Source organism: Chloroflexota bacterium (assembly GCA_009840355.1).
Classification (GTDB): domain Bacteria; phylum Chloroflexota; class Dehalococcoidia; order Lucifugimonadales; family JADFKI01; genus Bin90.
On record VXNZ01000049.1, the window covers coordinates 13,464 to 26,043 of the forward strand.

Genomic DNA, 12,580 nt, shown 5'->3' on the forward strand with positions numbered 1-12,580 from the left:
TTCTATGGATTTCACTACAACCTTCTGTTTCGCAACCACAGCCTCAACGAAAGAAATCCGCCCTTCGGTCAGAAATCATGATATAATTCTGACAAAGGAAATGAAAGAACGATGGCCAGTCTCAAGACGAGAATCCTGCAACTCATCTCAACAATGCCGGAGGGCACAGTCTTAAATCCGAAGGCCCTTCTCCACCTCGGCAACAGAGCGGCTGTGGATCAGTCCCTGTCCCGTCTGGCCCGAAGTGGGAACTTGATGCGCGTTTGCCAAGGCGTCTATGTGCCACCAGTCAAGACACGCTTCGGCACTAGGCCGCCCGAAATCGGGAAGACTATCGAAACTCTGTCAAAAATGTGGAGTGAGACGATTGTTCCTTCCGGTGGTTCTATGGCGAATGCGCTTGGACTTACCACGCAGATACCTATCAGGCAGGTTTATCTAACCTCCGGCCCGAGTCGAAATTTGAAGTTTGGAGAGATGTCCGTAGAACTTGTACACGCCCCGAAATGGCAGCTGGTTTCTCCGAACAGGTTATCAGGAGATGTTGTCAGAGCACTTGCCTGGATGGGACCCCAGGAGGTGGAACATTGCCTTAGTAAAGCTAGGTCGCGCCTAACTCAGGAGGACATTGACGAACTAGCGGAAGCACGAGCTATTGTTCCGGAATGGATAGCCAAGCCGGTAAGTGAAATGATTTCAGTTGGATAAGACGCCATTCTATTCACTGTCGTTAGACGACCAGAGGAACTCCTTGCTGGTAGCGGCCGGCTTTAGCGGGCGACCTGCACATCTTTTGGAAAAGGATGTCTGGGTAGTTCGGCTGTTGCACGCTCTCTTTGCAACCCGATTCACTGACAATCTGACATTCAAGGGTGGGACATCTCTGTCGAAGGCATACAGAGCAATCCGGCGATTTTCAGAAGACATCGACATAACCTACGATATCCGAGCCATAATTCCTGAATTGGTCGCAGATGCCGGCGAGGCAGCGTTACCGCCAACCCGAAGCCGGGAAAGAAGTTGGTCGCGTCAGATCAGAAGGCGACTCGACTCTTGGGTGAGCGACGAAGTGAAGCCCGCCATCGAAAGTGAATTGCTACAAGCTGGGCTGTCCACCCGGCTGGTGTCTGACGGTGACAAGATAACTGTCGCTTATGAGCCCCTATTTCCTGACTATGGATTCGTGCGCGCCGAAGTTCTGTTGGAATTCGGCGCGCGTTCAACCGGAGAACCACGTGATCAGCGGATCGTCGAGTGCGATGCGTCTCCTTTCATTCCTGACGTAGAATTTCCATCGGCACGCCCGTGGGTAATGTCGGTCCACAGGACTTTTTGGGAAAAAGCAACCGCCATTCACGTTTTCTGCCATCAGCGTAGAGACTGGGCACAGAGGCTATCAAGGCACTGGAACGACGTGGTTAGGCTCGATGAAGCCGGCTATGCGGACAAGGCACTTGAAGATCGCGCCGAGGCCCTGAGTGTTGCTAGGCACAAGCAGATGTTCTTTCGAGAAAGAGACACCCACGGTAATTGGATTGACTACGAAGATGCCGTCAACGGGAACCTTCAGTTGGTACCCGAAGGAAATGCATATTCAGCTCTCAGATCGGACTACGAAAGGATGGTGAATGACGGGATTTTGCTTGATGATGGTGAAGGGTTTGACGACCTGATGAATAAGTGCGCTGAATTGGAAGAAAGGGCCAACTCCTTTTTCCCACGAGCTTGAACACGTGACAAGAATGATCGAATCTCCTTGCAGCACAGCTAAGGGAAACTGCTATAGGAGAACCGATCTATCAGTGGATAGGATTCTCCTGCCATTCCGCGTCACATAGGGTTGCCTTAGCAAACCTGAGAGAGGCCGCCGAAACAACTTTAGAGCAACCCTAGCACTTTGGCCACACTGACCTCCTGAAGGTGACACCTCTTGAACTTCAACCCACTACCACATGGGCAGGGCTTATTCCTGCCAGTCTTGACCATTGAACGAAGTTCGCCAAGATACTCGCTCTGCGTCTGTGTGAATTGATGGGGGTACGTCTTCCATAGTTTATGTCTGGATGCTTCCAGCCCATAATGGTCGGCGTAGGCGACGCGATAGAGGAAAGGAACAACCAGACTCCTTATGAACTCCGGCAATCGAAAGGGTTTACCCGTTTCGACCTGAAATCCCAAGCAGCAGCGATTCTCAGAAAAGCCCGGGTAACAGTGCATATCTGCGATTTCTGAGATGGCTTGCTCCTGCATTATCTTCTCTATCCGACCGCCCACCTCAACGACTGTGGGCCACGGGTTGAATGTAGTGGGTTCAAAGGTGAGGCGGATCTCGATGTCGAACGCGTCGTGTATCGCAAACTGACTACAGTCTTCTCCAAGTGGAGCGAGCGGTTTCAGCAAGCCGTCATCTGGGTCGTACCTCTCCGCGAACGCCAACCTGCCGGAAATTAGATTGCCATCAGAAACGTACGATAGTCCAGGCTGTACTTCGCGGAGCCACTGAAGGTCGCTGTCCGAAAGCCTCAGCGATACGGTCTTTGCCTCCCTATCTTGAGTCGCCACAGGGCCGGCGTACTGCGGCCTAGGCCTTACAGGCGTCGCGAATAACGCGGCTGAGCTTCTCCCACTGGGCCCACCGGACGGCTTCGGCTTGGAACCTCCTCCACCTCCATTACCGCCTCCCGACGACCCTTTCCCGAAATCGTCTCCGAACAGTTTCTGCCAAATCTTGATAGCTTCTTCACTGGACTCGGCGCCCAGTGCTTCGCGCGCTGTCTGTGCGTGAGCGTGAATTCTGGTTCTGAAATTCGCATATTTGGTCTGGTCCCAATGACGGTTAAACGTCTCGCTCGGAAGGACGGGATTCTTGATCTCCGGCATCCGGGGATTTAGCTGGAGGTAGTTATCTATCCTCGTCAAAATTGTGCATAGGGTGTCCGCATCGGTCCTTACGTTTTCGGTGTCTTTGTCCGAGGACTCAATAGCGTTCCCAGCGAGAGTAGTGAGTAGGATGGACTTGGCAGTGAAGTTGCCTTTGTGGTCTCGGAGGTACTTCAGTAGCCTGACTGCACGCTTGAGATTGCCTCCGGTTATCCGGTTCTTGTCGTTGAACCAGTCACGGTATCCATTTCCGTCCGTCGGCTCAAACTTGTTCGTGCTCCTATTGCACACATAGTGCTGGCCCCCAATCGTGACGCGCGGCACCACGTCGAGATGGAAATCTCCAGCGTAGTTGATCGTGACGCAACGAGTCTTGCGCTGAAGTTTATCCGAGTAATTCCCGTTTTCCTTTAGAGTATCGTAAATCGCGCTGATGTAGTCTTTCGGCTCCCAGTCATCGTTGGGATTCATTACGATCTGTATGTCAGCGTCGAATTCGGCATTCTCTTTCACCGGCTTGATGATAGTGCCGAGAGCAAACGATCCCTGTGGCTCCATATTCTGATAGCCCTTCAGATTGTCTTTCAAGTATCTGCCTACCGCACGGACACTTTTTCTCAGTCGTTCCATCCTCGAGTCATTCACGTTTACGTGGTCTGCCAGGAATTTGCGGAAGTCTTCGCTGTTCTTCGTCATGTCATTATCTCCTTAGATGGTAAGCCTAAGGCGGTCGCCGCGTCTTAGGCCTGAAAATGTTCTTTAGTCGGCTCATGGGTTTGATACCCATAGATTCTTCACTAGGTCAGACCTCACCTCCTCATCGTCTTAAGGATTTCCTCGCTTCGATGGGCGAAGTCTCTGGTTGCGAGGGCCTTCAGATTGCTGAGATGCTTTGTATCGTCTAGCGCCCACTCTTCTATTTCAGGATCCAGGCGCACGTACCTCTCTCCCAGAATCAGACCCGCCATATTGGATGAAGACTGGGACTGCAGATTGAGAAAATAAGAGACGAGCTTCTTGTGTCCCCATCCCGTGGCAAGTCCCCAATGCCGATGGTGGCTGTACATTTTCGTTGGATGCCCAGTTCCGATAGACAGAATGTGAATCTGGTCGACCGTTTGCTTGAACTTTGAAATGGCCTCTGTGACAGCCAGAATAGATGGGTTGTTCGCCCAAAGACCACCATCCGCCAAGTGGTTCTCGCCAACCTGTACGGGATCGAAGTAAGACGGAGCTGCGCAGGAGGCAAGGATGGCTTCTACGAGCGGAATTTCGCTGTCCCTCACATAAGGCTCGCCTAGCTCCGCGAGATAACTGGACTTGAAGACGTGCACTCCGCCAGTGGCAATGTTGGAGCTCGTAATGATCAGCGGAGTGGCAATCTCGCCAAGGGTCGTGTTAGGCAGGCAAGAATCTATGACATCTTCTAGACGCTTCCGTGGGTACCTACTTCTGAAAATACCCCATCTAAGGCGCTTACTGGGAAATATGTGGAGAGCCTGCTGCTCAAAGAGTTCGACAACTTCCTTGAGAGGGATTCCAGTCGCGGCCGCTCCCGCAACTATTGAACCTGTGCTGGTTCCCGCGATTAGGTCGAAACTGTCCCTGATCGGAGCGCCAATTTGAACTTCAACATTCGCCAGAACTTGCGCTGAATAAATTCCCCTCGTGCCACCACCGTCAAGAGCTAGGATGTGGAAGTGTTTTTCGTTCGCCATTATGTTTCTTGCCTTCTGGGAGTTAATTCGAATTTATAAGCATTCTTTGAGTGGAATTACAACTCAACAAAAAATTGGCGATTCACCAAAGTTAACTCAGACGAATTTGCCCTTCGTATTCTTGACGCGATGGATAGAGTAATCCGTCCTTTGAAATGTACAGCAGGCCAAGCCGCTCCAATCTGACCTTCAGCGCCGTGATTGTCACCTGAAATTCTTCTCGGAGACTATACAACTCACGCCAACTGAGTAGGTCAACATCCCTTATCGCCTCAAACAAGAGGCGCGACGGCATAAGAAGGAAACCCATAAATCTATGAGCTTGAATCTCCTGAGGTGCCTGGCCGGGTCCAGAGGAGCGGTAGAGGCATTTGACTGAAGGCTCCATACCAGATAGGGCCAATTGGTGAACCTGTCCTTTATCGACATGCACCTCCCAGTGTCCTGCCTCGTGGCCCAATATGGTCTGGTAGAGGCCTGGGGTTTCAGTGATCAGATCTTGCCTCGCCTCGTTGAACACGACCCTTCTGGAATCAGGATTGAGTTCAGCGAGTATGGACTGGTCCGGCTCCTCTTGAATGGTGTCCCATAGAATACTGAGGTCCAGTACATCTTCCAGAATATCCTCGACAGGCACAGGAGGACAGTCAACTTCGCCGTAAAGTGCCTCGTGCCGGCCCAACAAGCGGGCCGCGCTGTTTTCCAATTGTACATCCGACAGAAAAGTAGTAACCATTATTGCTCCGACGACCAGTGACGGATTAGTCGCTGCCATTCCGCTGGCGACCGCACGTCATCTCCGATAGATCTTAGGAAACGAACAGCTTGTGGATTCCGTGATAGCGTCTCTGCGATATCCGAAGGCACCTTTCCAGCAAGTGTTATTAGCTCATCTGCAAGCTCGATCTGATTCACCCCAAGCCTTCCTGCAAACTCTTCAGATATCCGTCGCAAGACCGCCTCGCTGGGTGGCTCAACTCGGCTGTTTTCGATCTTGCTTAGATAAGTGAAGTCGACTCCGATCTTCTCCGCCAACTCGCGCTGGCTCAGCCGGGCTTCCCTACGTAATGCACGCAGTCGCTCTGGGAATTCCATCTATCTGCCTCTTCTCGAGTATAGCATGATGTTGAGTTGATTATCAACACTATATTGGCTTAGCATAATTAAAAAGTCGCAGACTAGGCACACATACTGTTAAGAGAGCCCGGGTTGAATGAAGACAAGCTCGTCACGGTCTCTGCCATTTTCAACAACCCGTATTACTCTGCCGTCCGCACGCTCAATATAGAAGGTGATAATTGTCGAAATAGTAGGTATCTACCTCGACGACCTTCCCAACAGTCCTGATTCCCCAGCCGAACTGTCTCACTTTTTCCATAAAGGTTTCACCATCAATCATCACAATTGAAGCTTCGCCCTCCTTGATCGCTTCGCGGCACGCAGTCTCTGCAAAGCTCCCAGTGGTCATGACAATGCCTATCAGGCTGTCCGAAGCCAGAGTTTCACGGAACTCACTAACCACCACTGAGTTCACTTTCCCACGATAACGCTTTACGAGAAATGGCACGCGATGCTTGCCTAGATCCTCCCATTCCACTGTAACAGAGCCGTAAAAGCCTCCATCGTTCCGCGTCGTTCCGGTAACGTCCGCATCCGTGAAACCGTGTTCACTGAGGAATCTCAGACACAAGTGTTGAAATGCCTTCGGCGACATGGCTAGCAGCGACACCAGCAGAATTTCTCGCCAAACGTCATCGCCAATCAGACTACCGACCACCTGCAGGTCTGTATCGGTTAGAGACTTCATTAAAGCTGCATCGCCAGGCCGTCGTGTGCTCACCTCATGCAATTGCCTGTCATATTCATACGAAAGCCGCTTGTCCCGGCTGACGTCGTATGCCCTGACGTCGGAAGCGTCGACTTCACGTACAGAACGCCCCCAACTCGTTAGTGCCCACACACCTCGCCTAGGATTCTCAATAACCCCATAGCGCTTGAGTGTAGTTCTAGTCCAAGCCAGCCTGGAAGCCAACTCTTTCTTCACATTGAGCCGTCCGACAATGTCGGGGCCGATTTCAAACTGGCTCCTGACAAGGGCTTCTATCTGTGCATTTGTTGCGCTGCCGCCATGCGTATGCAGAGCTTCCAGCGTAGGATTAAACAGATCGTCCATAAAGGGAAGCGCGTCATAGGCGCGCATTTCTTCTGTGATGCGCTTGGCCATTTAGCTGTCATCCGAGTGTTGTGGAGTGGGTGGGCTTGCCATCAGACGCAGATGAGTCGCCAAGGAAGCTCTTGCGAGTATTGAAGACGGATCTTTAGGATTGAGTTTAAGTGCTCCATCGTAGTCTTGGCTTGCCTGCACGAAATTACCTAACTTCTCATAAGCGACCCCTCGATTATATAAGGCGCGCGCCATTAGGGGGATCCCGTTGGAATTTGCAACTGCATGGTTGAAATCTAGGACGGCCTTCCTATATTCACTCTTCCTAGCGTAGGCTAATCCCCGAAAGTAAAAGGCGTAAGGATATTTGGGCTGAATTTCAAGGACTCTTTCAAAATCCTCTATCGACCGGTCGTAGTTGCCCTTCTTGTAGTAGGTTACGCCTCGATTGTAATAGCCGAGGCGAGCACGCAGGGTTTTGGGACCGGTAAGGGCGAATACCCTGTCCAAGTATTCCAATGCTTTGTCGTATTCACCGATCGCGGTGAGAGCTTCGCCTGTCTTGTTGCAGGCAAGGGCAAGTACTTGGTTGTTGTTAGAGAGCTCAATCACCTTTAGGTAATTTTCAATGGCTCTTTTGAACTGCCCATTCTCGAAGTAAATGTCAGCCTTACGGTTATAAGAGTGGGAATGGCTCGGGTCAAGCTCGATTATTCTATTGAAATCCCTGATTGCGCTCTCCAGAGCGCCTTTGTACTTGTGCGTGCAACCCCGGTTATAGAAAGCCTCGACATTGCCCGGATTGTCTTTGATGATCTTTCCGTATTCCCGCGTGACTATATCATGCGGATTGACGGCCCTCTCGCGCACATTTCCTCTTGCCATAGTTGACTCCATCTGTCCAAGTCAAGATTGAAGAGAACCGCAAACCAATCGCCGAATCTGAAGGCAGATAAGTCACATCTGCATGTCTTCAAGAAAATCTGACGCAGGAATAACCCCAGTAACCAATAGCTGATCTCGAGCCCGGGTACACGCGACGTAAAGCAGGTATCGTTCGGTGTTGTAGGCGTCCTTAAAATCCGAATCTTCCGCCATAAGCGCCATCCTTTCCCTAGAGGGAATGACTTCGGCATCGCACGCTATCGCTGCCACGGCGCGAAATTCCAATCCTTTGGCTAGATGCATCGTGCCGACGGCGACTCCTGCTTCCCCTGCTACGGCGTCGCCCTGAAGCAGTACAGGCTTCAGCCCAGCCGCTTCTGCCACTCTAGTGGCACGTCTGAGTTCAGATTCGGAGCGCACGAAGACTCCAATCTCACTTGGCGCCATTCCGTCCTCGGATAGTTCAATTATCCATTTAGCAACTGCGTCGATCTCCTGCGATTCCGAATCATACACATGCACCGCGGGTGTCGGTCCATTGAATACGGAAATTGTTCCGCTGCGTCTTTCCGTTATACCGTCGACGTCTGCAAGTTCTGGACCGAGTAGTAGGTCCGCTTGCGTCCTGATCTGGTGGGACGTTCGATAGTTCACACGCAATGTCTGAGAGCGTCCTCGTATATCAACGCCGACCGAAAGCCAAGAAAATGGCTGCTGAAAGATGCGCTGACCCAAGTCACCGGCGAAGAATAATCCGTCAGGGCGGTCGCCGCCAAGAGCTGCCAGAAAATCCAATTGCCCGATGTCGAGGTCTTGCGATTCATCCACCACGGCATATTCAAAGACAGGATTTCTCCTCTGAGCGACGGCCTTCGCGAGACTCCGGTACAAGTCCGAGCGGGTTATGAGTTGGTTTTCGCTGAATCCCGCTCTGACTTGCTTAAACACCGACCAGAGAGTCTTACGCTGGGTCTCCGGCAGTCGCCTTCGTCTTCCCAATCGCTGAACATCTCGATAATCTTCCCAAGTTGCCAGTCCCCAAGCGTCAACCACCTGCTGCCATTCGGAGACAAGGAACGAGGGAGAAAATTGCAGACCTTCTTCTTTACCGGCTACCTGATGAATTAGGTCAACAACTGCCTCATCTGTAGCAATTTGAGGTTCGCCGATCATTGTTCGGTACAACCGAATTGCAACCGAGTCCAACGAGCCAACTTCTATCCGCTCTGCGAGTTCAGGTTCACCAGTAATGAGAACGCGAAGTTTGGATCGCAGCGCACTCGCCAGCGTGTCGGAGAATGTAGTCAGCAACACTCGCGCATCCGGATTGGAACGGGCTAAGAAAACCGACCGATGCAGAGCCACAACAGTCTTGCCAGTCCCTGCGGAACCAGAAACGCGCGCGGGGCCGTTGTAGTTCCGTTCAACGATAGCTCGCTGATCGGGGTGTAAGAATACGCTCCACTTCTCCCACGGATACTCCAATGCCTTCTGAAGTTCCTCGATGTCGCGCATAACGCGGAACCGGCGCAGCGCATCTGGATGTTCAAACGGGTCGGTTCCCGCCGTTATCGGCAGAGGCGCTTGTGGAGTTCCCCCCGTCGCCAACTGTAGAAGGGCCTCGGCTGCCTCCTCCGGCAGATGATCGGACACTTCAAGGTAGTTGTCTTCGGTTGCGCCACGAACGTATTCCAACCATTCTTCCGGCACGCCGTAACTCAAGAGCTCTTCGTCTGAGACTCTGCCGAATAGTGGGGGGTTCGGTGGCAGAGGCTCTATGACTTGCACATAGTGAGGGACTCGGACTTCCTCGATAGTTTCTCTTATTTCCACCAGCTGCGCCGCTCCGGTTCGAGGATGCGCTTCAAGCTTGCGCTTCTGCGCCCAATCGTATGCGTCGTCGTGGTGCGCCACATAGCAGAGAGTTGCATTTTCTCCCCGCTGGTGGAAGATAATACGGATATCGCGATTCACGCGCGCCGAGCGGAAGTTCCTGTCAGCTGCTCCTTGGATGGGGTGTACTTGGTGTCCGCCGCGCCCAGGGTCTGTCTGGAGGTCAAACGCAGTCTGCTTAGCGATTGACTGGTCCTGAGTGCTGAGTCTCGCTAGGCTATCCGTGAATGTGTTGGCGATTCGGAACTGCATCAGACTTTGAAAACCTTCATAACCTCGTCGCCCAGGTGGTTGATGACCTTTACGGCTATCAGTCCCGATTCCGGCTTGTCAAATGGACGAGAGACGGCGCTGTGAAGCGATTCCCATGCGTCGGCGTCAATCTCCGCCTTCAACGTCGTCCGCATTGACTTGTATGGGTCGCTCGCGCCCAAGAAGTACGCATGGCGAACAAAGAACGCCTCTTTGTTGTAGTCGGTGTCGATAAACCAGCAGGCAATGCCTTCAGGTCCGTCGCTGCGAACCTCACCGGTGTTGGGATGGAACACATCCACACCGTTCACTCTCACCTCAATCTGCTCATCGTCCGCAGGCAGAACGTCAATGTCGGGCTCGCCGAATATGACGAACAGGTTCCCCTTGCCTGTGTTCTTCAAGTCGTCCGCCATGTGCAGGTCGGCGTTCATCCTAGCCTTGAGAACTGGTACGCCGCTGTAACTCTCCAACTCGGTCGTGTGTGCATCGTAGTTGAAAGCGCAGGCGACAAGCACATCAAAATCAGCGTCCTTGGCTTCTCGTGCGGCATCAACCAGATCTTGACGGGAAACTGTGCCAAACTCCGGCCCGATGAAGATGCCTGCGCGCATTTGCTTGGCTTTGCGGCGTCCTTTGCCCTTTTGGATGTAGATCCCCTCAGCGCAGACGAAATGGCCCGGCCACACTGTCAGTGACTCAAAGTCAATTCGATCTTCCTTGTGAGCTTGCTGAACACCGGCAGTTCGCAGATTATCAAGAATTATCGAGGCGAAGTCGTAGCCTTGCCCATATCCGTTGGACGACTCAGCGATACGGTCCATTAACTCATCGTTCTCGTCAACCTCAAGCATACGGTGCGGGGAGATGCTTTCGACGGTGAATGGTCCAGCGACACGCACCTTACTCTTGTCTTCATAAGGCTTGTCATAGAGATCTTCGTAATCCGCTTTGGCGTCGATGGAGGCGTCAATTTCACGCTGGCGCGCCATTCGTAGGTCCCACCATTCCTTGTGGATTCGCTTCGTGTTCGCTTTCCAAGTATTGTCGGCATCACGTGGGATCTCCCATTCTTCCCAGCTTTGCTTGACTGCCCGATTCAATTTCTTGCGGTGCGGCTCAAGTTTCTTTTGGAAATCTTCCCAAATGACATTAATTTCCGCATTATTGGCAATGTCGCGAAGGGTGATATGCGGGACCCGCTCGTACACAAAGCCCTGACGGATGTCACAGAAATTGGGAGATTCAGAAGGGGCTCTCCTTTCAATCTCAGCCATCTTGGCTTGACCGTCGGAACTGTCAGCGAGCAGGTAGTACGGAAAACGCGCTCCCATGATGCGCGCGCGGGCGAGCGCCAATGCAACGCGACTCGTGTCTATCGTTATCCAGCGCCTGCCCCACTGCTCGGCGACATATGCAGTCGTGCCACTTCCGCAGGTTGGGTCAAGCACTAAGTCGCCGGGGTCGGTCGTCATCAAGATGCAGCGTCTAATTACTGTCGCATTCGTCTGTACCACGTATGTGATATTCCGCTCTCCCATAGTATCTGACCAAACATCCTGCAACTCTCGAACAGGGAAGTCTTGAAAGAACCTTGCATATCTCAACGTTCTACCCATAGCGCTTAATCTGTTTGCCAGCGCCAGACGACTTAAACCTGTTTCGCTAGTCTTCCATCTCTGGGTGTATGTGCGTTGATTATGCGTGAAGGGAAAGAGTGGATTGGCAGATTCAAGAGAAGTAGTGGAGTACAAGCGGCCTTTGAGAGGTGTTCCATTGCTGACCTGCCTTTCTCCGCTTGTCAGAGAGCGACGCGTTGAATCGTCCAATTCGATGTATTGGTAGTCTTTAGGATTTGCTGATCGCTGTAAGTGAAGTTTCCGAAATTTAGCTAAACTTCGATCCTTTGCATACCACAATAGATAATCGCTGGTTCGCGGGAGAAAGTCCTGAACTAACCCACCAGTTTTTTGAAAAATTATCTGTCGCAGAAAATTATCATCGCCAAACACTTCGTCCATCAGGGTGCGGACACGATGTACATTCTCGTCGCCGATTTGCACAAAGATACTGCCGCTTTCGGTGAGTAGGTCGCGTGCTACGGTGAGGCGGTCGCGCAGATATGCCAGATAAGAGTGGATGCCGTCGCGCCACGTGTCGCGGAATGCCTTGACTTGCTCAGGTTCGCGCGTGATGTGTGTTGCGTTTCCATCACGTACATCGCGGCTAGTGGTCGACCACTGGAAGTTGGAGTTGAAGCGAATGCCATAAGGCGGGTCGATGAATACGCACTGAACTTTGCCACGCAGTTCTTCACGCTCCGCGAGAGAAGCCATCACTTGGAGGCTGTCACCAAGTATCATCCTATTCGACCAGTTGGCATCGTGCTGATAAAACTCTGTCTTCGCACTCTCCGAAGGAAGTCCGTTGAAATCAGCTAACAGGTCAGCGAAGATTCCCTGCACACCTTCGGAGTCGCCATCCCTTCGAGACGCGCTTTGTCCCATCAAATCGTCAATGAGCACCTTCGGATGAACACGCTCCTGGATGTATATCGGGGGAACATTGACAACGAGTTCTGAGCGATCCAAACTCTCCTTTCCACGCCAGACGAGCTGCGGGTCTAGATCAGGATTGCGTCGCTCGTATGCTACTCGAATAGGATGCCTCTCATCATCGCGCATCAGCCTCTGATGTTCGGCATTCGGCAGGTTTCGCCGCTTGGCGTCACCATGAGTAATGGTCTCAACGGACTTGGGAGTCCGTGTCCGCGTTCTTCTACGCATAA

10 protein-coding genes are annotated in these 12,580 nt (G+C 52.2%); 2 read left to right on the forward strand and 8 right to left on the reverse strand.

What is annotated here, in order from left to right; translation table 11 throughout:
* Positions 1-111 precede the first annotated feature (111 nt).
* Complete coding sequence (locus tag F4X57_12725) at positions 112-708, forward strand: hypothetical protein (protein ID MYC08014.1); 597 nt, start codon at positions 112-114, stop codon at positions 706-708.
* A complete protein-coding gene (locus F4X57_12730) occupies positions 701-1,729 on the forward strand; it encodes a nucleotidyl transferase AbiEii/AbiGii toxin family protein (protein MYC08015.1) in 1,029 nt (342 codons plus the stop codon). The genes F4X57_12725 and F4X57_12730 overlap by 8 nt, the downstream gene beginning before the upstream one ends.
* 149 nt (positions 1,730-1,878) lie before the next feature.
* On the opposite strand, the gene F4X57_12735 is transcribed toward F4X57_12730, so the two are convergent.
* The 8 genes from F4X57_12735 to F4X57_12770 form a co-directional block, all read right to left on the reverse strand.
* Positions 1,879-3,576, reverse strand: a complete 1,698-nt coding sequence (locus tag F4X57_12735) for a hypothetical protein (GenBank protein MYC08016.1) — start codon at positions 3,574-3,576, stop codon at positions 1,879-1,881.
* Positions 3,577-3,689: 113 nt separating this feature from the next.
* Positions 3,690-4,598 (reverse strand): patatin-like phospholipase family protein, encoded by a 909-nt coding sequence (locus F4X57_12740; protein ID MYC08017.1) that lies wholly within the window; start codon positions 4,596-4,598, stop codon positions 3,690-3,692.
* 91 nt (positions 4,599-4,689) lie between these two features.
* The gene (locus F4X57_12745; protein MYC08018.1) at positions 4,690-5,334 is read right to left on the reverse strand and encodes an ImmA/IrrE family metallo-endopeptidase; all 645 of its coding nucleotides are present in this window, start codon (positions 5,332-5,334) and stop codon (positions 4,690-4,692) included.
* Positions 5,334-5,693: a helix-turn-helix transcriptional regulator gene (locus tag F4X57_12750; GenBank protein MYC08019.1), complete on the reverse strand. Its 360-nt coding sequence runs from the start codon at positions 5,691-5,693 to the stop codon at positions 5,334-5,336. Before F4X57_12750 ends, F4X57_12745 begins: the two co-directional genes overlap by 1 nt.
* A gap of 184 nt (positions 5,694-5,877) precedes the next feature.
* Entirely contained in the window at positions 5,878-6,822 is a 945-nt protein-coding gene (locus tag F4X57_12755; GenBank protein ID MYC08020.1) for a hypothetical protein, read from the reverse strand.
* Positions 6,823-7,659 carry a tetratricopeptide repeat protein gene (locus F4X57_12760; GenBank protein ID MYC08021.1) on the reverse strand — a complete coding sequence of 279 codons (837 nt, stop codon included), beginning with the start codon at positions 7,657-7,659 and terminating at the stop codon, positions 6,823-6,825. It abuts the gene before it with no gap.
* A 60-nt stretch (positions 7,660-7,719) separates the two neighbouring features.
* On the reverse strand, positions 7,720-9,792 hold the full coding sequence (locus F4X57_12765; protein ID MYC08022.1) for an AAA family ATPase: 2,073 nt from the start codon (positions 9,790-9,792) through the stop codon (positions 7,720-7,722).
* Positions 9,792-12,578: a site-specific DNA-methyltransferase gene (locus F4X57_12770; GenBank protein MYC08023.1), complete on the reverse strand. Its 2,787-nt coding sequence runs from the start codon at positions 12,576-12,578 to the stop codon at positions 9,792-9,794. Before F4X57_12770 ends, F4X57_12765 begins: the two co-directional genes overlap by 1 nt.
* Between the last annotated feature and the right edge of the window lie 2 nt (positions 12,579-12,580).

Coding starts and splice junctions, on each gene's coding strand:
- F4X57_12725 (MYC08014.1), top strand. CDS start 112: ATGGCCAGTCTCAAGACGAGAATCCTGCAACTCATCTCAACAATGCCG.
- F4X57_12735 (MYC08016.1), bottom strand. CDS start 3,576: ATGACGAAGAACAGCGAAGACTTCCGCAAATTCCTGGCAGACCACGTA.
- F4X57_12740 (MYC08017.1), bottom strand. CDS start 4,598: ATGGCGAACGAAAAACACTTCCACATCCTAGCTCTTGACGGTGGTGGC.
- F4X57_12745 (MYC08018.1), bottom strand. CDS start 5,334: ATGGTTACTACTTTTCTGTCGGATGTACAATTGGAAAACAGCGCGGCC.
- F4X57_12750 (MYC08019.1), bottom strand. CDS start 5,693: ATGGAATTCCCAGAGCGACTGCGTGCATTACGTAGGGAAGCCCGGCTG.
- F4X57_12755 (MYC08020.1), bottom strand. CDS start 6,822: ATGGCCAAGCGCATCACAGAAGAAATGCGCGCCTATGACGCGCTTCCC.
- F4X57_12760 (MYC08021.1), bottom strand. CDS start 7,659: ATGGAGTCAACTATGGCAAGAGGAAATGTGCGCGAGAGGGCCGTCAAT.
- F4X57_12765 (MYC08022.1), bottom strand. CDS start 9,792: ATGCAGTTCCGAATCGCCAACACATTCACGGATAGCCTAGCGAGACTC.
- F4X57_12770 (MYC08023.1), bottom strand. CDS start 12,578: ATGCGTAGAAGAACGCGGACACGGACTCCCAAGTCCGTTGAGACCATT.